Genomic DNA, 24,074 nt, shown 5'->3' on the forward strand with positions numbered 1-24,074 from the left:
TTGAACTCTGCCGTGTACACCTGGTGCGGTACCTTGAACATCTCTGCTTTCCTTCCTTTGGGTCGAGTTTATACGCGACCTGCTGGAAGGCGAAATTTCAAGGGAAGCTCATTGTTCCCTGCCAATAAACCCGCCTTCGAGTGGGTTTTTTGTTGTCCAGTGAAATCCGATCCTGGCACGCGTTGAAATTTGGGGGACTGTCCATGAAGAAACAAGCACTCGCACAGTTGGCACTCGCTGCCGTTGCAATCGGCATGACCAGCGCGGTACACGCCACCGATGTCAACGTAGGCATCAACGTGGGTACGCCTGTCGTGGTGGCGCCGGCGCCTGCGGCCATCGTCGTGACGCCGGGCTGGCATGGCGACCGCTATTGGGATGGCCACCGTTACTGGACTCGCGACGACTGGGAAAAGCACCATCATCACGATAAGGGTTGGCACTGCCCGCCCGGACACGCCAAGAAAGGCGAGTGCTGATAGGGCCGCCCGTCCGGTCCCGCGCACAGCATGAATGAACCCGGCTTTCGGGTTTCGCTTTTCTGGCGCCCTCGCTCCGCCCCCCCTTCCCGACGATCAGCGCCCGAATCCGTCCGCTTTCGCTTTAGCTTCCCGCCGCGGCCGGTCATTCAGGATCTGGTGACGCATGGGGTCAGTCAGCTTCTTCCAGGCCTTGATCTCATCCCGAGTGCGAAAACAGCCGGTACAGAGCCCGCTTTTACGCTGAAACGCGCACACGTCGATACAGGGTGATTTCGCCGCCATCGCTCACGCCGCCGCGCTTAGCGGATTCACTTCGACCGTGACATGAGAAAGGCTCCGGAAACGACGGAGTGCGCGATGATAGAAGTCCGGGCCATGCGAAGCCTGGTCCGTTGCGACCGACAAAGCTGCACTGAGGTGTCCAGGCCCCACCCGCCAGACGTGAAGGTCGAGCACCCGGTCACCGTTGTCCTCGATCAGGTTACGCACACCCTCGGCCGTGCGGTGATCCGAATTCATGTCCAGCAGGATGGCACCGGTATCGCGCAGGAGACTCCAGGACCAGTTCGCGATCACCACCGCGCCAACAATGCCTGCAAGTGGATCCATCCATAGCCACCCGAACGCGCGGGCAAGCAGTAGTCCGATAATCGCCAGCACAGAAACCGCTGCATCAGCAATCACGTGAACGTACGCCGCGCGGATGTTGTGGTCACGTGTGGCCGCCGCGTGCGCGTCGTCCTGGTCATGCTCTTCAAACTGGATTGTATGTTCGCCATCGGGAAGCTGGACGACGACCTTGAAGGCATGTGGCTCCGGTATGTCGTCCTTCGATTCCAGATAGCCGTCCCGGGCCACGAACTCAAACGTCTGCCGATGCCCGTTTTCACGGACCGTCGTCATGCGCACGTCCGCGGGGTCGCACGTGCCCGCCTGCGCCTGGATCCGGAATACCGGGGGCACGCCGTCCTCGAAAATCGAAACGGTGAAGCGCCCGTCTGCCGTGACGATCTCCGTGACTTCTTCGTGTTCGTGATCGTCGTGGCCGTGTCCATGGCTATGCGTGTGCCCGTGATCATGACCATGACTGTGCCCGTGATGACCGCCACTAAGCAGCCAGACACTGGCAAGATTGACGAGCAGACCGACAACGGCAATGGGTATCGCCTCACTGAAATGAATCGGGACCGGCGCGAACAGGCGGCGCACCGCCTCGTAACCGATCAGGAGTGCGATCATTGCGAGCACGATGGCGCTGGTGAAACCGGCGAGGTCGCCCAGCTTGCCAGTGCCGAAAACGAAGCGTGGATCGCGCGCGTGACGGCGCGCATAGGTGTAGGCGAGCGCCGCGATCAGCATCGCACCCGCGTGCGTTGACATGTGCAGTCCGTCCGCCACGAGCGCGAGCGAACCGAACAGGCTCCCGCCAACGATCTCGGCGACCATCATGGCGCTACAAAGCGCAATCACCATCCAGGTCCGGCGTTCGTTTTCCTCATGGGCGTTGCCGAGAAAAATATGGTCGTGCCCGGCCCCGAAGGCCGCATCTTCAAACCTGCTCATCACGTCTTTCACTTGAAATAACTATGAACCACTTCGATTAACTGTTCCGTGCCGCTCCCATGCTCGTCGGCCGGCTCGGCGTCCACGAGATGCGTGCGGATATGGTCCTCAAGCACCACCGCAAGCAGTCCGTTCATCGCGCCCCGCGAACTGGTGATGAGCTGAAGCACGTCCATGCAACCGCGCTCCTCTTCCAGTGCTCGCTCGATCGCCTCAATCTGCCCCTTGATCCTGCGAACCCGGTTGAGCAGCTTCTGTTTCTCGCGAACGGTATGACTCACGGCATCTCCTTATAGGGTAGGGGGGTATACTAGCACGACGATCACCGGATCGCTGAAGTCCATCGCGACGGACACCCTTTCCTCGTCGTCGGCCCCTGCGAGTTCAACCTGGCGGCTTGCGCTACGTGTTTGATCGCGCGTTAAAACGTCTGTTCGTCAAAACGGACGTCTACAAATACGCCGAGCGATCGGTGCTTCCCCCTCCCTCCGGTAACCGAAAGCACGTTTCACATTGCGGAATACCCTTCGAATTTTCCGGAGCGGTGGCTTTTCGCTTTGTGAAAACATGTTCTACAGCGCAAAAATCGCCATCTATCTTCTTGATAAATAAAGAATAAATAAGTCATATGTCTTATATAAGACATTGCTGCGACGCATCAAGAAAACCCTACAATTGAGTCATGCAGTTCGCTTCGACAGACGCAGCGGCACGCCGAACTTAACTAGTCAAACGCGCTTCCCTCTCAGGAGATACTCATGGCCCAATATCAAGACGACATCAAGGCAGTTGCTGGTTTGAAGGAGAAACAAGGCAGCGCCTGGAATGCCATCAATCCCGAATCGGCCGCACGCATGCGTGCCCAGAACAAGTTCAAAACGGGCCTGGACATCGCGAAGTACACCGCGAAGATCATGCGCGCCGACATGGCCGCCTATGATGCCGACCCGGCTAAGTACACGCAGTCGCTGGGCTGCTGGCACGGCTTCATCGGCCAGCAAAAGATGATCTCCATCAAGAAGCACTTCAACAGCACCGAGCGCCGCTACCTTTACCTGTCCGGCTGGATGGTCGCCGCGCTGCGCTCCGAGTTCGGCCCGCTGCCGGACCAGTCGATGCACGAGAAGACCTCCGTCAGCGCGCTGATCCGCGAGCTGTACACCTTCCTGCGCCAGGCCGACGCCCGTGAACTGGGCGGCCTGTTCCGCCAGCTCGACGCTGCACAAGGCCCGGCCAAGGCCGCCATCCAGGCACAAATCGACAACCACGTTACCCATGTCGTGCCGATCATCGCCGACATCGACGCGGGTTTCGGCAACGCGGAAGCCACCTACCTGCTGGCCAAGCAGTTCATCGAAGCAGGCGCATGCTGCATCCAGATCGAAAACCAGGTGTCCGACGAGAAGCAGTGCGGTCACCAGGACGGCAAGGTCACCGTGCCGCACGAGGACTTCCTCGCCAAGATCCGCGCGATCCGCTACGCCTTCCTGGAACTGGGCGTGGACGACGGCATCATCGTGGCCCGTACCGACTCGCTGGGCGCCGGCCTGACCAAGCAGATCGCCGTGACCAGCACGCCGGGCGACCTGGGCGACCAATACAATGCCTTCCTCGATTGCGAGGAATTGTCGGCCGATGCACTGGGCAACGGTGACGTCGTCATCAAGCGCGACGGCAAGCTGCTGCGTCCCAAGCGCCTGCCGAGCAACCTGTTCCAGTTCCGCGCCGGCTCGGGCGAAGCACGCTGCGTGCTGGATTGCGTCACCGCCCTGCAAAACGGCGCCGACCTGCTGTGGATCGAAACCGAAAAGCCGCATATCGCCCAGATCGCCGGCATGGTCAGCGAGATTCGCAAGGTCATCCCTAACGCCAAGCTGGTGTACAACAACAGCCCGTCGTTCAACTGGACCCTGAATTTCCGTCAGCAGGCGTATGACGCGATGAAAGCCGCAGGCAAGGACGTGTCGGCATACGACCGCGCCCAGCTGATGAGCGTGGAATACGATCAGACCGAACTGGCAGCCTCCGCCGACGAAAAGATCCGCACCTTCCAGGCCGACGCGGCGCGTGAAGCCGGTATCTTCCATCACCTGATTACGCTGCCGACCTACCACACCGCCGCACTGTCGACCGACAACCTGGCCAAGGAATACTTCGGCGACCAGGGCATGCTGGGTTATGTGGCTGGCGTGCAGCGTAAGGAAATCCGTCAGGGCATCGCCTGCGTCAAGCACCAGAACATGTCCGGCTCGGACATCGGCGACGACCACAAGGAGTATTTCAGCGGCGAAGCGGCCCTGAAAGCAGCGGGCAAAGACAACACGATGAACCAGTTCTGATAGCGGTTAGCACTCCAATCAAAACGCCAGCCCATACAGGCTGGCGTTTTTTTATCCGGCGAGATTGCTCGCGGGGTATCGCTTCCGGCACCGGAATCACGGTGTCTCGTTCAGGGATCAAGACCCAGGTGCCCGGCGCGGCGATGCCAGGATTCTCGATTCCACATCGACTCATGCCCTGGTGTAGCCCGTGCACGCAGACTTCCCACGCATTAACCCGGCTCGCCTGCTCGACGACCTCAAGACGTTGCGCAGCTTCGGGGCCACCGGCCCCGGCGTGGTACGCCTGGCGCTTTCGGCGACGGATATCGAGGCGCGCCGCTGGCTCGCCGCGCGCATGACCGACGCTGGACTCGACGCGGCCATCGATGGCGTCGGCACCGTGTTCGGACGCTCGCGCAAGCCTGGCCCCGCGCTCGTGATCGGCTCGCACACCGACACCCAGCCGACTGGCGGCTGGCTCGACGGCGCGCTCGGTGTGATCTATGGCCTGGAAATCGCTCGCGCCCTCGACGAGTGCGACGCAACGCGCGACTTCGCGGTGGACGTTGCGTCGTGGATCGACGAAGAAGGAACGTTTTCGGGTTTCCTTGGAAGTCGAAGCTTTGTGGGCGTTGCGATCGATGCCTCGTTGCGAAGCGCGCGCAATCAAGAAGGTCTGTTGCTCGGCGATGCACTCGCCCAGGCAGGACTCGCGAATCTGCCGCGGGTCACGCTCGATCGCACGAGGCAGCGCGCGTATCTCGAACCGCATATCGAGCAGGGTGGGCGGCTCGAAGCATCGGCGAAATCCATTGGCATCGTGACGACGATCGTCGGCATTCGCGAGTTTCAGTTGTGCTTCACCGGGCAGCGCAATCACGCAGGCACGACGCCGATGTCCATCCGACGCGATGCGGGTGCGGCGCTGGTCGCGTTCATCGCACGTATTGACGATGCGTTTGGCCGCTTGGCGAACGCGGATACGGTGTGGACCGTCGGACGCATCGATCTGGATCCGGGTTCGTTCAGCGTGGTGCCTGGCAAGGCGCTGATGAACCTGCAGTTCCGCGACGCAAACCCCGAGCGGCTACATGCGATGGAAAGCGCGCTTGTCGAGTTAGTCGATGTCTGGAACACGCAACACGCCGTGCACGCGGAGCTGATCGCGTGCGAGGGTGCCGAGGAACCTGTCGCGATGGCCCCGGAATTGCAGGCGCAACTCGCGCAAGCGGCTGAAGCACTCGCGCCCGGACAGTGGACGCAGATGCCAAGCGGTGCGTCGCACGATGCACAGGTCATCGCGCCTCACATTCCTGCCTGCATGCTGTTCGTGCCTAGCATCGGCGGCGTCAGTCACGATTTCATCGAGGACACTGCGGAGGCGCATATCGTGCTCGGTTGCGAAGTTGCGGCGCGGGCGGCAGCGGGAATCGCCCAGGCTTTGCGGCGCCAGGTGTAATGCTTCAGGGCGTGGGTTCAGGGGTTTTGTATGCGCGCGTCGCTGGCAACCTCGCCCTCCACTCGCGCAATGACGCTCAGGTAGTCGGCGGGTGTATCCATGTCGACGCAAAAACGATCGTGCGCCGCCTCGTGGAGAAACACCTCACCGCTATGCTCTGCGATCAACTTGCGGCAGCCCGGATTCAAGCGGCCGCCCACCACCTCGGGGCAATAGCTCGACGCAAACACCACAGGATTGCCTCGCGCGCCTTCGAACATCGGCACGAGGATCGATCCGTACGACATCGACGCGTAGGCCTCGATCAGTTCACGATAGTCGGCCGTTTCGAGGAGCACCTGGTCGGCGAGGCAAATCATCACGGCGTCGCACGGCGCCTGCAGCGCGCAAACACCGCTCGCGACCGAAGTCATCTGTCCTTCCCGGTAGCGTGGGTTGCTCTGGAAACGCACGTCGAGGCCGTCGAGCGCTTCAAATACGGCTCGGCTGTTGAATCCGGTCACGACGACAACCTCTTGAGGTTGTGCCGCAACGAGCGCGCGCACGACGCGCCGCACGGCAGGCTCGCCGCGCACCGGCAGCAACAGCTTGTGGCGCCCCTCCATGCGCGCGGACAAGCCCGCCGCGAGCACGACAGCCGAAAACGTCGCGCCGCTCATTGCTTACCCGCCGGTGGGTCGCCGGGGCGCGCGGCAGCGTCCTGCGCGGCGGCCAGATAGCGCTCGGGAGCACGCTCGAATTCTGTCTTGCAGCAGTCGCAGCAGAAGTACACCTTGCGGCCGCCATAATCGACAACATGTTTCGCCTTCGCGATCTCGACGCTCATCCCACACACGGGGTTCACGTACCAACCCGCCTCTTCCACCGGCGCGCCGAGCGCCTCGCACGGCGGCAATGGCGGAACGGCTTCGGTGGCGATGCTCGCCTGCGGCGCGGCGGCCTGTGCGCGTGCCGCCGCCTCTTCCATTTCGTGCCGCAGGGCGACGAGCCCCGCCACGGCGCCTAGCGCAATCTCCTGCGGCGTGTGCGCATGGATCGCTGGCCCCGCCGGTGCGTGCAACGCCGCCAGCCGGGTCTCCTCGATGCCGCGCAGACGCATAGCCGCGCGCAACTGCTCGGCCTTTCTGTGACTCGCGATCAGGAGCACCGCCACCGCGGCGCTGCGCAACGCCGCTTCGAGCGCATCCTCGTCGCGCTCGCCTTGTGTTGCGACCAGTACGAACGCCGTACCGGCGCGATCCAGCGCAGCGGCGTCGACACCCGGCTGCCCCGCTCGCGCGACGTCGGCCGCGATGCTCGCGCGAAACCCGACGCGCCGCGCAAGCACACACGCTTCGCGTGCCGCGGGCGTCGCGCCGAGCACGGCCACGAGCGGCGCGGGCACGGTGGGCTGGATGAAGAGCTCCAGCGTGCCATTGCTCGCGCACGGCATGGCATGCGCCTCGACTTCGGCCTCGGCCGCCGTCGGATCGTTGCTGATCCGCACGCGGCGGGGCTGCCCTGTGCGGATCGACTGGCGCGCGGCCTCGATGACGATCGTCTGCGAGCAGCCCCCGCCTACCCAGCCATGCAGCGCGCCGCTGGCCTCCACCAGCGCCTGGGCGCCGACGTGTGTCGAGGTTGGCGGGGCCGCACGGATCACGGTGACGACCGCGAACGGCGCGCCTGCATCGATCAGCCGCTGTTCGAGTTGCAGCAGATCCGCGGCGTCCGGAAGGGTCTCGCTGGATTCGGCATGGACATTCATTGCAGCGCCTCGAGAATTTGAGGAAAGATCCGTTCGAGGCCCGCGAGGTCGCGGGCGCCGGAAAACAGGTCGAGATGCGGCAGCGCGGCCTGCATGCCCGCGCTGACGGGTTCGAAGCCGGGACGATCGGCGAGCGGGTTGAGCCAGACGAGCGAATGGCAGCGCCGCCGGATCGCGGCAAGCGACTCGCCGAGCTGTGTCACGTCGCCGGCGTCGTAGCCGTCGCTGACGATCACGACCGCGGTGCGCGCATGCAGCAAGCGCGGCGCGTAGTGCTCGTTGAACCCGACGAGACTTTCGCCGATGCGCGTCCCGCCGGCCCAGCCCTCCGAGATGAGGTGCAGGCGCTCCTGGGCGCGGCGCGGATCGGGGTCGCGCAGCGCTTCGTCGACGCAAACGAGCCGCGTATGAAAGATGAAGCTGTGGACGTCGGACAAACGATCGCTCAGCACGCGCGCAAGCCGCAGGAAGAAGAAGCTGTAGAGGCTCATCGAGCGGCTCACGTCGAGCAGCAGAACGATGCGCGGGCGCTGCCGGCGCTTGCGCCGCCACCCGAGCTCGACCGGCAGCCCGCCGCGCGACACGCTGCGGCGCAGGGTCCAGCGCAGATCGATCGTGCGCCCGAGACTCGCGCGTTGCTCGCGGCGCATCTGGATGCCGCGCAGGCGCTGGGCGAAGCGGCGGATCGCGGCGTCGATGGCGAACAGTTCGGTGCGATCGTTCAGGTGACGGAAATCCTCGTGCGCGAGCGACTCGCTGCGCGTGGCGCCTTCGTTCGCGGCGGCGCCCTCTCCCGCCGCACCGTCGCCGCGTCCCGCGAGCGAAACCGGCATGCCCTCGCTCGCATCGGACGGCCCGTTGGCCGCGTCGTCGCGCGCCAGGGGCCCGGCGCCGCCAGCACGCGTTTGCGCCAACCTGCGCCGGTTCGGCGCCAGGAAATAGGCGTCGAACAGGTCGTCGAAACGGCGCCACTCCTGTGCGCGCGAGCACAGCAGCGCACGCAGGCTCCAGCGCAGCACGTCGCGATCTGTCTGCCCCATGCGCTGCACCACCTCGAGCGTGGCGGCAACGTCCGCGCTCGTAACGCCGAACGCGTTCGCGCGCAGCCAGCCCGCAAAGCCCGCATAGCGCGCGACGAGGCTATCGGCAAGATCGTGCGGCGCGGCGTCATGCGAGGTGCTGTCGATTCCGGTCAGCATGATGCCACCAGTTTTTCAACCACCGGCCGCGTGAGACTGGCCTGATCCTCGCGCGTTTTCACGAGCGCGGCGAGCGAATCCATCACGCGGTCCACGCCGCCTTCGTCGAGCGCGCTCACGCCGAGGCGCAGCAGCGCGGCCACCCAGTCGAGCGTTTCCGCGAGGCCGGGCTTGCGGCGCAGCGCCATTTCGCGCACCGCATGCACGAATTCGACGATCTGGCGCGCGAGCGCCTCCGGCACTTCGGGAACCTGGGTCCGCACGATCATGAGTTCGCGCTGGAACGACGGATAGTCGACGTACTGGTATAGGCAGCGGCGGCGCAGCGCGTCCGAAATCTCGCGCGTGGCGTTCGACGTCAGGATCACGTAGGGCCGCTCGGTCGCGCGGATCACCCCAAGCTCGGGAATCGAGAGCTGGAAATCAGAAAGCAGCTCGAGCAGGTAGGCCTCGAACGCCTCGTCGGTGCGGTCGATTTCGTCGATCAGCAGCACGGGCGCGGGTGTGGCCGTAATGGCTTCGAGCAGCGGACGCTTGAGCAGATAGCGCTCCGAGAAAATGTCCTGCTCCTTGTCCCGCAGAGGCCGCGGGTCCTGCTCGAACAGCTTGATCGCCAGCAGTTGGTGAACGTAGTTCCACTCATAGAGCGCCGCGTGCGCGTCGAGGCCCTCGTAGCATTGAAGCCGGATCAGCGGCGCGTCGAGCAGCCGCGCCAGCGCCTTCGCAACTTCGGTCTTGCCCACGCCCGCCTCGCCCTCCAGCAGCAGCGGGCGGCGCATTTCCATCGCGAGCAGCAGCGCAGCCGCGAAGCTGCGCTCGACGATAAACCGGTGGTCCGCGAGCTTAGCCTGCAGAGCGAGGACGTCCGGCATGCGGTCGGTCGACGTCATGGCGCGCCTCAGCGGCCTTGGGCCTTATGCGTGAAGTGAGCGCGCAGCCAGTCACGCACGATGGCCCACAAAAACGCAATGCCGTTCAGCTCGGCGGATTGCGCAGGCGGTGCCGCCTTGTAAACCGGCGCCGTTGCCGCCGGGTCGGCCGCGGTGGCCGAGCCGGCCGCGTCCGCGGCAGCGCCCGGCGCATCAGGCACGTCCTGCGGCGGCGCCATGGCACTCAGCCGAGCCGAGAAGTTCGCGACAAACTGCTTGAGCAGTTGCTCAGACACGGGCCCCATGAGCCGCCCACCCAGCGCGGCGGCCTTGCCGCTCATCGTCACCTCGCTTCTGCCGACCAAAGTGCAGGTCTCGCCCGTGGGCTGCACACTGGCCGTGAGATCCATCGTCGCCGCCGAGCTACCGGTCGAATCCGTTCCTTTGCCGAGCAGATGCAGGCTGCGCGCCGCGGCGTCGAGCGCAAGCACTTCGATGTCGCCCTTGAACGACATCGTCGCCGGCCCGAGCCGCACCGTGATGTTTCCTTTGTAGTGCGTATCGTCGACGCGCTCGGTAATCTTCGCGCCTGGCATGCAACCGGCCACCGCCTCGATGTCTTGCATCAGCGCCCAGGCGCGGGCCGCGCTCGCGTCGAGCGGAAATGCCTTGTCGAGTACGACTTTCATTCTGGATTCCTCATTCTCGTGCGCTTCGACTCAGGCGGCCCGCGTCAATCCGAGTTCGCGGCATTGCTGCCACACGCGGTACGCGTTGTGCGGCATGTTCATGTGCGTGACGCCGAGATGTGCGAAGGCATCGACCACGGCCGACGTGAAACACGGAATCGAGCCGACGTGCGGCGATTCGGCCACGCCTTTCGCACCGATCGGGTGATGCGGCGATGGCGTCACCGTGAAGTCCGTTTCCCAATGCGGCGTTTCCACGGCCGTCGGCACGAAGTAGTCGAGCAGCGTCGCGCCGAGCAGATTTCCCGCCTCGTCATAGGGCATTTCCTGGCCAAGCGCCACCGCAAACCCTTCGGTCAGGCCGCCATGAATCTGCCCCTCGATGATCATCGGATTGATCCGCGTGCCGCAGTCGTCGAGCGCGTAAAAGCGGCGCACGCGGATCTCGCCGGTATAGCGGTTGATGTCGAGCACGCACACGTAGGCGCCGAACGGAAACGTGAAGTTGGGCGGATCGTAATAGTCGACGGCCTCGAGGCCCATCTCCAGCCCTTCGGGAACGTTGTTGTAGGCGGCCCACGCCACCTCCTTCACGGTCTTGAACTGGTCGGGCGAGCCCTTCAGGACGAAGCGGTCCAGATCGAATTCGACGTCGTCGGGGCTCGCTTCGAGCAGATGGGCCGCGATCCGGCGTGCTTTCTCGCGGATCTTGCGCGAGGCGCGTGCCACCGCGGCGCCTGCGACGGGCGTCGAACGCGAACCATAGGTGCCGAGCCCGTATGGCGCCGTGGCGGTATCGCCCTCTTCCACCGCGATTTTCGAGGCCGGAATCCCGGCCTCCGACGCAATGATCTGCGCATAGGTGGTCTGGTGCCCCTGGCCCTGCGTGATCGTGCCCATGCGTGCGATGGCCGAGCCGTCCGGATGCACGCGAATCTCGCACGAATCGAACATGCCCACGCCGAGGATGTCGCACATTTTCGACGGCCCAGCCCCGACGATCTCGGTAAAGTTCACGAGGCCGATGCCCATGAGCCACTCCGCATCGGGGTCGGCGCGGCGCTGCGCCTGCTCCGCGCGCAGCGCGTTGTAATCGACGGCGGCCAGCACCTTGTTCAGCGCCGTTTCGTAGTCGCCGGAATCGTATTCGAGGCCGAGCGGCGTGGTGTACGGAAACTGGTCCCGGCCGATGAAGTTGCGCAAGCGGATCTCCGCCTTGTCGATGCCAAGCTTCTGTGCGAGCACGTCCACCATCCGCTCGATCAGGTAGACGGCCTCGGTCACGCGGAACGAGCAGCGGTAAGCGACGCCGCCCGGAAACTTGTTCGTGTACACGCCATCGACGCTGACGAACGCATTGGGGATCGCATACGAGCCCGTGCAGACATGGAACATGCCGGCCGGCCACTTGGTCGGATCGGCACACGCGTCGAATGCGCCGTGGTCGGCCACCACATTGACGCGCAGCGCCTTGATGCGACCGTCCTTGTCGGCGGCCAGTTCACCGGTCATGTGGTAGTCGCGCGCGAACGCGGTGCTGGAAAGGTTCTCGCTGCGCGACTCGATCCACTTGACCGGACGCCCGAGCACGATGGACGCCACGATCGACGTCACGTAGCCCGGATACACGCCGACCTTGTTGCCGAAACCGCCGCCGATGTCGGGCGAAATGATGCGGATATTCGACTCGGGGATCGACGACAGCAGCCCGACCACGGTGCGCACGACGTGAGGCGCCTGCGACGTGATGTAGACCGTGAGATCGCCGCGCACCTTGTCGAACGACGCGACGCAGCCGCAGGTTTCGAGCGGACATGGATGCACGCGCGGATACAGGATGTCCTGCCTGACTGTGACCTCCGCACTCTCGAACATGCGGTCTGTCTTGTCGCGGTCACCTATCGTCCACGTGAAAATATGATTAGGATGCCTACGCGCACCATGAGCGCCCGTGTCCTTGTCGCGAATGTCCTCGCGAATCACGGGCGCGTCGGGCTCCAGCGCCTTCATGGGATCGACGAGCGCGGGCAGTTCCTCGTACTCGACTTCGACGAGTTCGGCCGCATCGGCGGCAACATAGCGGTCGTCGGCTACGACGAACGCGACTTCCTGATTCTGGAAGCAGACTTTTTCGTCGGCGAGCACCGCCTGCACGTCGCCTGCGAGCGTCGGCATCCAGTGTAATTTGAGGGGCTTGAGGTCATCCGCCGTGAGCACGGCGTGCACGCCGGGATGCGCGAGCGCGCGCGACTTGTCGATGCGCTTTACGCGCGCATGGGCGTAGGGACTGCGGACCATCACGCCGAACAACATGCCCGGCATCTTGATGTCGTCCACGTAACTGCCCTTGCCCTGGATGAAGCGCGGATCCTCGCGGCGCTTGCGCGAGCAGCCCATGCCTTCGAGCGCGGCGAGACGTTCGAGATTGGCGTCCAGATTGCCCATGACGTGTCTCCCGGCGCTCAGTGCGCGTGTGCCGCGCCCGCTTCGATGAGCGGATGCGAGGTTTCGACCGCTTCGCCGCGCAGCTTGCGCGCCGCGTATTGCACGGCCTTCACGATGTTCTGATAGCCCGTGCAGCGGCACAGGTTCCCCGCCATCCAGTAGCGGATTTCCGCTTCGGTGGGATCGGGGTTCTCCTGCAGCAAGCGGTACGCGCGCATCAGCATGCCCGGCGTGCAGAAGCCGCATTGCAGCCCGTGCTCCTGCATGAAGCCCTCCTGCAGCGCATGCAACGCGCCGCCTTCGGCAAGCCCTTCGACCGTGCGGACCTGGGCGCCCTGCGCCTGCACCGTCAGCAGCGTGCACGACTTCACGGACATGCCGTTGAAATCGACGGTGCAGGCGCCGCAATGCGACGTCTCGCAACCGATATGCGGCCCGGTGTGCTGGCACTTCTCGCGCAACGTGTGAATCAGCAGTTCGCGCGGCTCGACGACGACGTCGACCTCGCTGCCGTTGAGGCTGAACGACACCATGGTTTTGCTGGCCATTTCTCGCTCTCCCTGAGTTATGGGCGTGCCGGGTTCGCGGCCCGTTCGTACGCCGTATTGAGCGCCCTGCGCGTCATCTCGCCCGCCATCGCGCGTTTGTAGTCGGCATCGCCGCGCAGATCCGGCGCCGGATCGCAGGCCGCCATCGCGAGCCGCGCCGCCGTGTCGAGCGCGAGTGTGTCGAAGGGCTTGCCGATGAGCGCCTGCTCGGCGTCCACCGCGCGAATCACCGTGTCGCCGACATTCGTCAGAGCAATGCGCGCGTGCTCGACATCGCCGCCGCCCAGGCGCAACGTGACGGCCGCGGCGGCGGTCGCGAAGTCGCCGGTCTTGCGCTTGAGCTTCGCATAGCAATAGCCAGTGCCGGGTTGCGGCACGGGAATGCGGATGCCGGTCATGATCTCGTCAGGCTCCAGCAGCGTCGCATAGGTGCCGACGAAGAAGCCGTCTGCGCTTACCACGCGCTCGCCGGCCGCGCCTTGCAGCACGAACGACGCATCGAGCGCGATCATCAGCGCCGGATGGTCATTGCCAGGATCGCCGTGCGAAAGATCCCCGCCCAGCGTGCCGCGATAGCGAACCTGCGGGTCGGCAATCTGGCGCGCACCCTCGACGATGAGCGGACAGCGCGCCTGCAGCAACGGTGACCAGATCAGCTCGTTCTCGGTCGTCATCGCGCCGATCCACACCACGCCGTTTTCCTCGCGAATGCCCTTGAGCTCGGCGAGGGCGCCGAGATCGATCAGGTGATCGGGCTGCGCGAAGCGCAGCTTCATCATCGGCAGCAGGCTGTGTCCGCCCGCAAGCAGCTTCGCCGTATCGCCATGCGCGCCGAGCAACGAGAACGCCTCGGACAAGGTTTTTGGAGCGTGGTATTCGAATGGGCGGGGAATCACACTAGTCTCCTTGTTGTCATCGTCCTGCAGTTCAGGATTTCACAATGCAACGCAGCAATTCAACGCGTTTTCGCGAACGGCGTCCTGGCTGCGCCGGGCACCGGAAAACTTGCGCGAAAGAGGGAAAGGACATAAAACGGAGGCAACGTCCCGCCGCCGCAGACGCCACGCACAAAGCCGCGGCCGCATCGGGGAGAACCCTGGATGAAACCGTTCGAGCACGCCATGCCGACCACCGACGCGCGCCGCGCCGAGACTTTTCAGCACCGACTGGAGCAGTTCAATCCGGGCGTGGTGTGGCTCGACGCGCAGGGGCGCGTCAGCGCGTTCAATGACGTCGCGCTGCAGATTCTCGGGCCTGCCGGCGAGCAGTCGCTCGGCGTGGCCCAGGACAAGCTGTTCGGCATCGATGTCGTGCAGTTGCACCCGGCAAAAAGCCGCGACAAGCTGCGCTTCCTGCTGCAGTCGCGCGACGTCGGCGGCTGCCCGGTGAAGTCGCCGCCTCCGGTCGCGATGATGATCAACATTCCCGACCGCATTCTCATGCTCAAGGTGTCACGCATGTCGGACATGAACGGCACGTGCGGCACCTGCATGATTTTTTACGACCTCACCGACCTGACGACCGAGCCGTCCTCCGAGTCGCTTGCCGGCGCGCCCACGCTGCCTCGGCGGCTCTACAAGATTCCGGTGTACCGCAAGAACCGCGTGATCCTGATCGACCTGAAGGACATCGTGCGTTTTCAGGGCGACGGCCACTACACGACGATCGTCACGAAGGACGATCGCTACCTCTCCAACCTGTCGCTCGCCGACCTCGAGTTGCGGCTCGACAGCAACACATTTGTGCGCGTGCATCGCAGCCACATCGTCAACCTGCCGTACGCCGTCGAACTCGTCAAAGCCGAGGACAGCGTGAACCTCGTGATGGACGACGGCGAACGCAGCGTCGTGCCGGTGAGCCGCTCACGCGCCGCACAACTCAAAGAGTGGCTTGGCGTGGTTTGAAGGCAGGCGCCGATCGCTTCACGTCTGCCGACCGGACTCGTTCGTCCTAGAATGAATATCAGGGGGCGATATGAAGCGCGAACTGGTCACGGGGCTACTGTGCGGCGCACTACTTGCCGGTTGCGTGACATCCGGTGTCGAGGTGAGGCCCGAACAGATGGCGAACTTCAGGCACGGCGTGACCACCCTGCAAGACGTGATTACCGCGCTCGGCCCGGCGTCGGTCGAGACCGCGCTGGACGACGGCTCGACGCTGCTTGTGTACACCTACGTGACATCACGTCCGCACCCGGAAAGCTATATCCCGTTCATCGGTGCACTGGTCGCCGGTGCCGACACACACTCGTCTGCGGCCGTGTTCCTGTTCGATTCTCAGGGCCTCCTCAAAAGTGCGAACACCACGAGCTCGAACGTCGGCACGGGCATGACCAGCGCCCATACGGCGCAGCCCAAAGCGCCCGCGCCAGTCTCCGAGGCGCCCGTTGTGGTCAAAAGCGTCCCGCCACCCGCCGTTCAGAACGTCGAGCCGACGCCGGAAGAAGACGTCGAGCCCGCGTCGCAAATGCCCCACGACCCGCAACCAGAAATAACTATTCAGCCGGCTCCCGTTGAATAGCCATCGCCCTTCGTGCAGGAACGTGCGTCCGATCGTGCGCGTACGTGCGCTACAGCACACTTGGCGAAACGTAGCGGGAATACGCTAGGAGTCCAAAATTAGAAGCAGTGAACGCCGAAGGAGTCCGGCAGCGGAGGACGAAATGTCAAACTTGCCCTGGCTTTCGCAATACCCCGCTGGCGTTGCGGCAGACGTCGACCTCGATGACTACCCCTCGATGGCAGCCCTCCTGGAAGAGGCCGTTGCACGCTTTGGCGACAGGATCGCCTTTCATCAGTTCGGAGTGGATCTCACCTATCGTCAGCTGGAAGAGAACTCCGCACGCCTCGCCGCCTATTTCCAGAAAGACCTTGGGCTCAAACCCGGGGACCGCATCGCGCTAATGTTGCCGAACTCGCTGCAACATCCCATCGCGATGTTTGCCGCGCTGCGGGCCGGGCTCACCGTTGTCAACGTCAACCCGCTCTATACCGCGCCGGAACTGGCGAATTTGATCAAGGATTCCGGCGCGCGCGCGATCGTGGTGATGGAGGTTTCCGCGGCCACGCTCCAGCAGGCGCTCGTCCATGCCGCCATTGAGCACGTGATCGTCGCGCGTGTCGCGGAGATGCAGAACTTCCCGAAATCTCTCCTTGTCGACTACGTCGTCCGAAAAAAGAAAAAGCTCGTCCCGGACTGGACGATCGCGGGTGCGATCGCCTTCAGGACCGCCATGACCGCCCGCCCCGCCGCGGACTTCGTCAGGACAGCGCTGAATCGCGAGACAAGGGCATTTCTGCAATACACCGGCGGCACGACCGGTGAGCCCAAAGGGGCCGTGCTGACGCATGGCAACGTGCTCGCCGACGTGCTGATATTTGCCGCGTGGGTCAAGCCGGTGTTTCGGGCGAGCGGCGAAATCACGCTCATCGCACTGCCCCTCTACCACGTGGCTGCCCTGGTGTGCCAATGCCTGGTTTCGTTACATCTGGGAACCCGTTGCATTCTCGTGATGAACCCACGCGATATTCCCGCCCTCGTGAAGGACTTTACAAGGCACCGGCCAACCGTGTTTGGCGGCCTTAACACGCTATTCACGGCGCTGATGAACAACGCAGACTTTGCGGCGCTCGACTTCTCCTCATTGCGCAGTACCTTCGCGGGAGGCACCGCGACCCAGCCTGCAGTTGCCGAGCGCTGGCAGAAACTCACTGGCATCCCGGTGGTGGAAGCCTACGGGCTTTCGGAAGCCGCGGGCGCGGTGACGGCCAATCCCGTCACGCAGACTGCCTTCGAGGGCACGATCGGCGTGCCACTGCCGTCCATGCGCATTGAAATCCGCGACGAAAGCGGCGCGGCTGTACGCGCCGGTATGCCCGGCGAAATCTGCGTCGCAGGACCCGTCATCATGCAAGGCTACTTCAACCGGCCGGAGGAAACTGCCCATGCGATCGGCGCCGATGGATTCTTCTCGACCGGCGATATCGGGATCATGGACGAGCGCGGTGTCATCCGGATTGTCGACCGCAAGCGGGACATGATTCTGGTCTCCGGTTTCAACGTCTACCCGAACGAGGTGGAGGGCGTGCTCTTCCGGCATCCCGGCATTCTGGAAGTCGCGGTCGTCGGTGTGGCGGATTCACAATCCGGCGAGACGCCTGTCGCCTTCGTGGTGAAAAAGGAACCAGGGCTGACCGAGTCGGAAGTGATCGAGTTTGCGCGCACCAGCCTCACCGCTTACAAAGTGCCGAAGCAGGTGGTCTTCGTAAACGATCTGCCGAAAACGCCGGTTGGAAAAGTGCTGAGGCGAGAATTGCGAGAGCGGCTGAGCGTCTAGCGCGGCGCTGCTATTCAGCGGTGTCATAATCGGGGCAGTCGTGCCCCCTGACCTGCGCGACAAGAACCGCGTGCCCCAATTTCATGGATCAACCTGGCGACTTCATCGTGCGCACCATGTCGGCCGACGAGGTGGCCATGTCGGTCGAATGGGCCGCTGCGGAGGGATGGAATCCCGGCCTGCATGATCCGCACTGTTTCAGGGAAGCGGACCCGAACGGTTTCTTCGTCGGCGTTTGGCGCGGCGAGCCGGTGGCGTGCATTTGCGCCGTCGCCTATGACGACAGCTTTGGCTTCATCGGTCTCTATATCGTGAAACCCGGATTTCGCCATAGAGGCTTCGGCATACGAATCTGGCAGCACGGCATGCATTACCTGGGACACCGCAACATCGGTCTCGATGGCGTCGTTGCCCAGCAGGCGAACTACAGGAAGTCCGGGTTCCGGCTCGCATACCGCAACATCCGCTATCAGGGACGCGTGAGCGGCATCGGTTGCGCGCATGTGGTGGCGGCGGCCGACATACCGTTCGAGCAGTTGCTTGCCTACGATCGCCGCTGTTTTCCGGCGCAGCGCGATCACTTCCTCCGCGCGTGGATCGCGCAGCCGGATGCCATTGCGCTCGCAACGATCGACGCGGGCCGGGTCGCCGGATACGGTGTCGTGCGCCGCTGCGAGGCGGGCTGCAAGATCGGCCCGCTCTTCGCCGATGATGCGGGCGTCGCCACCGGCCTCATTCGCGCGCTGGCGGCCCGCGTGCCTCGCGAGGTCATCGTGCTCGACGTGCCGGAAACGAATCCCGCGGCTGTCGCGCTGGCGGAGCGGCACGGCATGACGAGCGTCTTCGAAACCGCGCGGATGTACACGAAAAACGCCCCCGCGATTGCGATTGATCGCGTGTTCGGGGTGACGTCGTTCGAACTGGGGTGAAGTTTCTAAAGCTCGAGCCGCTGTACATAGCCCGTGAGTTCGAGATAGCCGCGTCCGATCGGCTTTGCAGCAGGCTTTGCCGTGCTTGCGCCCGCCTCGAAGGCCGTCACTGCGCCCTCCCAATACACCGCGCCGGTGGTCGCGCGGCTGTCGAATTCCTGATCGTCCATGAGCGGCGCGAGCGTCAGATGCCGGTCCTGCGCATCGACGCGCATCGCCACCGGATACTCGGCGCCGGTATGCGGAGAACGCCACCGGCGCAGCGGTGTGAAGCTGATGCTATCGGGCGATAGCGCGTGCGTGCTTCCATCAGCCGCGCGCAGTGTGCCGCCTGCCCAGAACTTGCGGCCTGCCTTGTCGCGGATCTGCAAGGCCATCAGCGCGCCGCCGTCATCGAAATTGATGCCGATCCAATCCCAGCCAACGGCGTCGTCAGCAAGCGGCGCCGACGACCATTCGTGATCGAGCCACGCCTGCCCGCGCACGTGCTCCCGATTGCCGCGTGAATCACCACCGCGCTCGAGCACCCCGTCGACTTGCAGCCACGGCTGGCTGTAGTAGTAGCTGGCCTCGTCCGGAAGCGGACCTTTGCGGCTATACCCGCCTGCGCCGTTGACGAGCACCGCTTGCGTCGGCGCCAAGGTGAAAGCGAACGCAAAGCCGGGCGTGGCCACGTTCAGGCGGTAGCGGCCGTCCGTATTGCGCTCGAGCGACCAGTCGTCGATGTGGACTGCCGTGTCCGTCTCGCTCGCTTCAGAGAGGCCGAAGCCGCTGCGCGCGACGCGCTGGTCGTGCTGCAGGCTGGCCGCGCGCGGATCGCTCAGCGCCACGTTGGCGAACAGCAATTGATTCGGCGCGAAGCGGCTCGGGTTCGCGTCGTCGAGCGCGGGGCGCGAGCGGAAGAATGTCGCTTCGAAGCCCAGCGATGCGCCGGCATCCGTTTGCAGCCATCCAGTCACGTACCACCATTCGTTGCGATAGCTCGAATGCGCGCCATAGTCGCGCGGGAACACGAGCGGCTGTCCGCTCGTGACCGCCGGGTATTGCGGCATGCCTGCCCACGCGGCGTTCTGCGTGAGGGCGGCTAGCGGCCATAAAAGGAACATGCGCCGTCTCATCGCATCACCAGTCGTCGCGTACGGCGCGCACCGCATCCACCGACATCGCCGCGCGCGAACTTACGAGCGCCGTGAGCGCAGCGGCCGCGACGACCGCCGACGCCAGCGCGGCCAGCAACCCCCACGGCATGTGCACGCTCATCGTCCAGTGAAACGACTGCGGGTTGACGACATGCACGAGCACCATCGCGAGACCCAAGCCCAGCGTCAGCCCGGCTAGCACGCCGAGCAGCGCCACGAGCGCGCCCTCCATCGCGAGCATGACGGCGATCTGGCGACGCATCACGCCGATGTGCCGCAGCATGCCGAACTCGCGCGTGCGGGCAAGCGCCTGCGCGCCGAAGCTCGCGCCGACGCCGAACAGTCCGATGATCACCGCCACCGCTTCCAGCAGATACGTCACGGCGAAGCTGCGATCGAAGATCCGCAGGCTCGCCGCGCGGATCTCGCCCGGCTGCGCGAACTCCAGACGCTGCCCGCCGCGCACGCTCTCGCGCAGGCGCGCGATCGCTTGCGCGGGCGCCACGCCCGAGGCGAGCCATAAGGCCGCATCGGTCACGCGTGTGTCGCGAGTCAGGCGGCGATAGTCGCTCGTGTCGATCACGATGGCGCCGAACTGGCGTGCGTAGTCGCGCCAAATGCCCGCCACCGTGAACGGGAGGCGCTGTCCCGCCAGCGGCAGCGTGATGCGCTGGCCGGGGTGCATCCCATACAGATCGGCGGCCGCCTCGCTGATCCACACTGGCGGCGGATCGCCGGGTTGCGGCACGAGCGGCACCGTCGTCAGCGGCAGACGCGCGGCGGGATTGCGCGCATCGATGGGCCGCGCGAGCAGGCTGACGGGCGGCAGACGAGCATCGAGGGTGATTTGCGTTGCGCGAAGAAACTCTGCGCGGGTCACGCCCGGCCTGGCCGCAATGGCCGCCTGATCGCCCGGCGACAGGAATGCGCTGTCGCCGCCGGGCGCAGCGCGCAGATAGAGCGGCGCGGGCAGCAGCAACTGCAGCCAGTCGTCGACGGCGACGCGAAAGCTCGACACCATGATCGCCATCGCCGTCATCAGGCTGAAGCTCGTGACGATGCCCGCGAGCCCGATCGTCGCGCGGCCGGGGGCGTTGGCAAGCTGCGCCAGCACGAGCTGCGGCAACGCGTGATCCGAGCGGGGCAGCACGGCGAACACAGCGCGGGCGACGGCCGGCATCGCGAGCACGCCGCCCAGCAGCAACAGTGCGATGGCGAGATAGCCGAACACCGGCAAGCCGGCCACGGGTGGCAAGAATGCCGCGACGAGCCCGGCGCCGATCGCGAGCAGGGCCGCCGTGACGGCGCGCTTCGCCCGCAACCGTGCGGTCGGCGCTTCCTCGTCGCCCGCCTTCAGCGCCCGCGCGGGCCGCGCCCTCGCCGCTTCGAGCGCCGGCGCGAGACTGCCAAGTACCGAAGCCCCCACCCCCAGCGCAAAAAATATCGCCGCGGGCATCGCATCGAAATGCACGCGCGGCTGAACCCCTTCGAAATAGCCGCCGCCCAGATCGCCGCCCGCATACCGGAGCACGGCGGCCGCGAGCGCGAAGCCGATGGCGAGCCCCACGGCGGCGCCGAGCACGCCGAGGATCGCGCCCTCCGAGACGACCAGCCACAGCACCCCCCGCTGCGTCACGCCGATCGCGCGCAGCAGCGCAAACTGCGCGCGGCGCCGCAGCACGGCGAGCGCCTGCATCGTGAAGACGAGGAACGCCCCCGTGAACAGCGCGACGAGCGCGAGCACGTTGAGATTCGCGCGATAGGCACGCGAGAGCATCGACGTGCGGTGTGCGTTGTCGCTCGGCGTGACGGCAGCCACACCCGCTGGCATTAGCGGCGCGATCGAACCCGCGAACACTTCTGCGTCGACGCCCGGCTTGAGCTTGATGTCGATGCGCTCGAGCGTGCCGAGCCGCTGCAAGCGCCATTGCGCGGCGCCAATGTCCATCACGCCGACGCGCACCGCATCGCCCGATGCAGGCAACACGCCCGCGACGCGCAGCGCGACTTGAGCGAGCCCGACTTGTACCGTGAGCGTGTCGCCGGGCTTGAGCGCGAGCCAGGTCAGCGCGGCGGGTGAGAGAAACACGGTGTCGGGATCGAGCAGATCGAGGGTGCCAGCCTTTGTGCCAGTCGCGTGCCTCGCTTGATCCGCTCGATCCGCTCGATCCACGCGTCCGACGAGATTCGGCGTGACGTAGCCTGCGCGAAACACGTCGACGCCCAGCAGCTTCAATGACTCGTCGCGCCCCGCGACGCGCGCATCGACCTCGACCACCGGGCTTGCCGCCGCGACCTCGGGCAAACGGGCAATACGCGGATACAGCGCCTCATCGAAGCCCGCGCGCGGCCCGCGCAGTTCGATATCGGCATTGCCCATCAACGAGTTGACGGTAGCCGACAACTCGCCCAGCGCCGCGCGATTGATCAACTGCACGGCGTAGCCCATCGCGACGCCTGCCGCGATCGCGAGAATGCCGATCAACGTGCGCAGCGGATGCGCGCGCATTTCGCCGCCGATGAGCCAGCGCATCGCCTACGCACCGCCTGCGCCGGGCGCGTGCGGCTGGAGCCCGTCGGGCGTGAGCCGCAGCACGCGGTCGGCGGCAGCCGCCACGGCGGCCGAGTGCGTCGCGAGCAGCACGCCCGCGCCGTTCTTTTGCGCCAGATCGCGCAGCAGCGCGAGGATGCGCATCGCCGTGTCGTGATCGAGATTGCCGGTGGGCTCGTCGGCCAGCACGAGACGCGGCTGATGCACGAGCGCACGCGCGATCGCCACGCGCTGCAATTCGCCGCCCGACAGTTCGCGCGGCAACGCGTGCTCGCGCCCGCCGAGCCCGACCGCCTGCAGCACGAACGACACGCGCGCCGGCACGTCTTTCGCGCGCAAGCCGTTCAGGAGCAGCGGCAGCGCGATGTTCTGCGCCGCCGTGAGGTTCGGCAGCACATGGAACGCCTGGAACACGAAGCCCATTTTCTGGCGGCGCTGCAGGGTCCCAGCGTCATCGTCCAGCGTGGTGAGATCATGTCCGTCGAAGACGATGCGCCCCGCATCCGGCCGGTCGAGTCCGGCCGCGAGATTGAGCAGCGTCGATTTGCCCGCGCCGGATTCGCCCATGATCGCGACGCACTCGCCCGAGCCCAGTTCGAGATTCACGCCGCGCAACACGTTGCGCGGCGCGGTGCCGTCGTAGTGCTTCGACACATTGGCGAGCGTCAGCATAGTGAGCCAGATAGCGCGCCTATTCGGCGAGCCCCATGCCGTGCTGCGGCGCGGTCGTGGTCGAGCCGGGGCGGCGCAGCATCTTGTCGACCTCGCCCGCGTGCAACTCCTCGACCTGGATCATCTGGCGCGCGTACTCCTCGAGCGCAACCGAGCGGTCGGCCACGAGCGAGAGCAGCTCGCGGTAAAGACCGAGCGCGATCTGTTCGGCCTCGAGCGATTCGCGCAGGATGGACCCGATATCGAACGTGTGGGAATCGAGCAGCGGACCGATTGCGAGCGACGGATACGCGCCGAGCGTCGTGATCCATTCGCCGGCCTGCTGCGCATGCAAGAGCGATTCGTCCGCCTGCTGCCGCAGCCAGGAGACGATCGGAATGCGGCCGAATCCGAATACCAGGAACGAATAGTGCGTATAGCGCACCACGCCCGCCAGCTCGGATTCGAGGATCTTGTTCAGCACTGCGACGACCGACTCCTTTTCGATCTCAGTCATGTTGCCTCCCATGCAAGGCAAATAAGCGGTGGGGATCGTTCATCACTCCTCCTTCTCGCAGAAATCGTGCAGAAAGCGTGTGCAAGCGCGCCAACGGGTTCGATTGTTGCACTTATCGCGGCTTGGCGCTGCGTTCGGCGCTGCGTTCGGCGCTGCAATCGACAAGAGGCGCCTCGAGCAGCCGCGCGAGCGCAAGGCCCCCTTCGCGCATGATCGAATCGTGATTCCAGCGCAATACGAGCCGCGCGAACGGCGCGAACGCGAGCGCGCTCATCCACGCACTGGCCGTCCTGACGTGCCAGTCGTAGCGCACCACCGTGCGGCTGCCGTCGGCTGCGAAATGCCAGCGCCCCATGCCTTCCAGCGCGCCGCTCGCCTCGCCCTCGAGCGCCACGAGCGGCGTGACGCGCGTCACGCGTACGTCGATGATGACGCGATACGGCAGCACACCCTTCCACGTGTAACGATGCACGGCGCCTAGACCGTCTGTCTCGCCCGACTGCAACTCGCGCACCGCTTCGACATTCTTCCACCACCTGGGCCAGTTCATCGAATCGTGGATCGCGTCCCACACCGGCTGCAACGGCGCCTCGATGCACCACAAGGTGGTCAGACGGAATTGCGCCATC

The 24,074-nt window shown here is 65.0% G+C and carries 23 protein-coding genes; 7 read left to right on the forward strand and 16 right to left on the reverse strand.

Annotation, left to right across the window (positions count from 1 at the left end; translation table 11 throughout):
- Window positions 1-203: 203 nt before the first annotated feature.
- Window positions 204-479, forward strand: a complete 276-nt coding sequence (locus JMY28_RS28915) for a hypothetical protein (protein ID WP_201699336.1) — start codon at window positions 204-206, stop codon at window positions 477-479.
- A 96-nt stretch (window positions 480-575) separates the two neighbouring features.
- On the opposite strand, the gene JMY28_RS28920 is transcribed toward JMY28_RS28915, so the two are convergent.
- Genes JMY28_RS28920 through JMY28_RS28930 form a run of 3 tightly spaced genes read right to left on the reverse strand, consistent with a single transcriptional unit; the run spans window position 576 to window position 2,326 of the window.
- Complete coding sequence (locus JMY28_RS28920; protein ID WP_201699337.1) at window positions 576-764, reverse strand: DUF1289 domain-containing protein; 189 nt, start codon at window positions 762-764, stop codon at window positions 576-578.
- Window positions 765-767: 3 nt separating this feature from the next.
- Window positions 768-2,045, reverse strand: coding sequence for a CDF family Co(II)/Ni(II) efflux transporter DmeF (dmeF, locus tag JMY28_RS28925; RefSeq protein ID WP_201699338.1), 1,278 nt, complete (start codon window positions 2,043-2,045; stop codon window positions 768-770).
- An 8-nt stretch (window positions 2,046-2,053) separates the two neighbouring features.
- A complete protein-coding gene (locus JMY28_RS28930) occupies window positions 2,054-2,326 on the reverse strand; it encodes a metal/formaldehyde-sensitive transcriptional repressor (protein WP_201699339.1) in 273 nt (90 codons plus the stop codon).
- A 477-nt stretch (window positions 2,327-2,803) separates the two neighbouring features.
- Between JMY28_RS28930 and JMY28_RS28935 the strand changes: the two genes are divergently transcribed.
- A complete protein-coding gene (locus tag JMY28_RS28935) occupies window positions 2,804-4,384 on the forward strand; it encodes an isocitrate lyase (RefSeq protein ID WP_201699340.1) in 1,581 nt (526 codons plus the stop codon).
- Between the two features lie 190 nt (window positions 4,385-4,574).
- Complete coding sequence (locus JMY28_RS28940; protein WP_201699341.1) at window positions 4,575-5,825, forward strand: Zn-dependent hydrolase; 1,251 nt, start codon at window positions 4,575-4,577, stop codon at window positions 5,823-5,825.
- Window positions 5,826-5,842: 17 nt separating this feature from the next.
- Here JMY28_RS28940 and JMY28_RS28945 read toward each other — a convergent pair whose 3' ends face one another.
- From JMY28_RS28945 to JMY28_RS28980, 8 genes are read right to left on the reverse strand one after another with little or no spacing between them, the layout of a single operon-like run.
- On the reverse strand, window positions 5,843-6,484 hold the full coding sequence (locus JMY28_RS28945; protein WP_201699342.1) for a nucleotidyltransferase family protein: 642 nt from the start codon (window positions 6,482-6,484) through the stop codon (window positions 5,843-5,845).
- Window positions 6,481-7,572 carry an XdhC family protein gene (locus tag JMY28_RS28950; RefSeq protein ID WP_201699343.1) on the reverse strand — a complete coding sequence of 364 codons (1,092 nt, stop codon included), beginning with the start codon at window positions 7,570-7,572 and terminating at the stop codon, window positions 6,481-6,483. Before JMY28_RS28950 ends, JMY28_RS28945 begins: the two co-directional genes overlap by 4 nt.
- A complete protein-coding gene (locus tag JMY28_RS28955; RefSeq protein ID WP_201699344.1) occupies window positions 7,569-8,771 on the reverse strand; it encodes a vWA domain-containing protein in 1,203 nt (400 codons plus the stop codon). The genes JMY28_RS28950 and JMY28_RS28955 overlap by 4 nt, the downstream gene beginning before the upstream one ends.
- A complete protein-coding gene (locus JMY28_RS28960) occupies window positions 8,765-9,661 on the reverse strand; it encodes an AAA family ATPase (protein WP_201699345.1) in 897 nt (298 codons plus the stop codon). Before JMY28_RS28960 ends, JMY28_RS28955 begins: the two co-directional genes overlap by 7 nt.
- A gap of 8 nt (window positions 9,662-9,669) precedes the next feature.
- Entirely contained in the window at window positions 9,670-10,329 is a 660-nt protein-coding gene (locus tag JMY28_RS28965; RefSeq protein WP_201699346.1) for an SRPBCC family protein, read from the reverse strand.
- Window positions 10,330-10,359: 30 nt separating this feature from the next.
- On the reverse strand, window positions 10,360-12,774 hold the full coding sequence (locus tag JMY28_RS28970; RefSeq protein ID WP_201699347.1) for an aerobic carbon-monoxide dehydrogenase large subunit: 2,415 nt from the start codon (window positions 12,772-12,774) through the stop codon (window positions 10,360-10,362).
- Window positions 12,775-12,791: 17 nt separating this feature from the next.
- Window positions 12,792-13,322 carry a (2Fe-2S)-binding protein gene (locus JMY28_RS28975; RefSeq protein WP_201699348.1) on the reverse strand — a complete coding sequence of 177 codons (531 nt, stop codon included), beginning with the start codon at window positions 13,320-13,322 and terminating at the stop codon, window positions 12,792-12,794.
- 17 nt (window positions 13,323-13,339) lie between these two features.
- The gene (locus tag JMY28_RS28980) at window positions 13,340-14,218 is read right to left on the reverse strand and encodes an FAD binding domain-containing protein (protein WP_201699349.1); all 879 of its coding nucleotides are present in this window, start codon (window positions 14,216-14,218) and stop codon (window positions 13,340-13,342) included.
- Between the two features lie 204 nt (window positions 14,219-14,422).
- Between JMY28_RS28980 and JMY28_RS28985 the strand changes: the two genes are divergently transcribed.
- The 4 genes from JMY28_RS28985 to JMY28_RS29000 all read left to right on the forward strand — a co-directional run bounded on the left by JMY28_RS28985 (window position 14,423) and on the right by JMY28_RS29000 (window position 18,587).
- Window positions 14,423-15,226, forward strand: a complete 804-nt coding sequence (locus JMY28_RS28985) for a LytTR family DNA-binding domain-containing protein (protein ID WP_201699350.1) — start codon at window positions 14,423-14,425, stop codon at window positions 15,224-15,226.
- Between the two features lie 70 nt (window positions 15,227-15,296).
- Complete coding sequence (locus JMY28_RS28990) at window positions 15,297-15,842, forward strand: hypothetical protein (RefSeq protein ID WP_201699351.1); 546 nt, start codon at window positions 15,297-15,299, stop codon at window positions 15,840-15,842.
- 142 nt (window positions 15,843-15,984) lie between these two features.
- Complete coding sequence (locus JMY28_RS28995) at window positions 15,985-17,658, forward strand: AMP-binding protein (RefSeq protein WP_201699352.1); 1,674 nt, start codon at window positions 15,985-15,987, stop codon at window positions 17,656-17,658.
- 83 nt (window positions 17,659-17,741) lie between these two features.
- Window positions 17,742-18,587: a GNAT family N-acetyltransferase gene (locus JMY28_RS29000; RefSeq protein ID WP_201699353.1), complete on the forward strand. Its 846-nt coding sequence runs from the start codon at window positions 17,742-17,744 to the stop codon at window positions 18,585-18,587.
- A gap of 5 nt (window positions 18,588-18,592) precedes the next feature.
- Here JMY28_RS29000 and JMY28_RS29005 read toward each other — a convergent pair whose 3' ends face one another.
- The 5 genes from JMY28_RS29005 to JMY28_RS29025 form a co-directional block, all read right to left on the reverse strand.
- On the reverse strand, window positions 18,593-19,705 hold the full coding sequence (locus JMY28_RS29005; protein ID WP_201699354.1) for a lipocalin-like domain-containing protein: 1,113 nt from the start codon (window positions 19,703-19,705) through the stop codon (window positions 18,593-18,595).
- Window positions 19,706-19,709: 4 nt separating this feature from the next.
- A complete protein-coding gene (locus tag JMY28_RS29010; protein WP_201699355.1) occupies window positions 19,710-22,259 on the reverse strand; it encodes an FtsX-like permease family protein in 2,550 nt (849 codons plus the stop codon).
- Between the two features lie 3 nt (window positions 22,260-22,262).
- On the reverse strand, window positions 22,263-22,949 hold the full coding sequence (locus JMY28_RS29015) for an ABC transporter ATP-binding protein (protein WP_201699356.1): 687 nt from the start codon (window positions 22,947-22,949) through the stop codon (window positions 22,263-22,265).
- A 19-nt stretch (window positions 22,950-22,968) separates the two neighbouring features.
- The gene (locus JMY28_RS29020; RefSeq protein WP_201699357.1) at window positions 22,969-23,445 is read right to left on the reverse strand and encodes a ferritin-like domain-containing protein; all 477 of its coding nucleotides are present in this window, start codon (window positions 23,443-23,445) and stop codon (window positions 22,969-22,971) included.
- A gap of 112 nt (window positions 23,446-23,557) precedes the next feature.
- Window positions 23,558-24,073, reverse strand: a complete 516-nt coding sequence (locus tag JMY28_RS29025; protein ID WP_201699358.1) for an SRPBCC family protein — start codon at window positions 24,071-24,073, stop codon at window positions 23,558-23,560.
- Window position 24,074: the final 1 nt, after the last annotated feature.

It is taken from the genome of Paraburkholderia hiiakae (genome assembly GCF_904848665.1).
Lineage (GTDB): Bacteria > Pseudomonadota > Gammaproteobacteria > Burkholderiales > Burkholderiaceae > Paraburkholderia > Paraburkholderia hiiakae.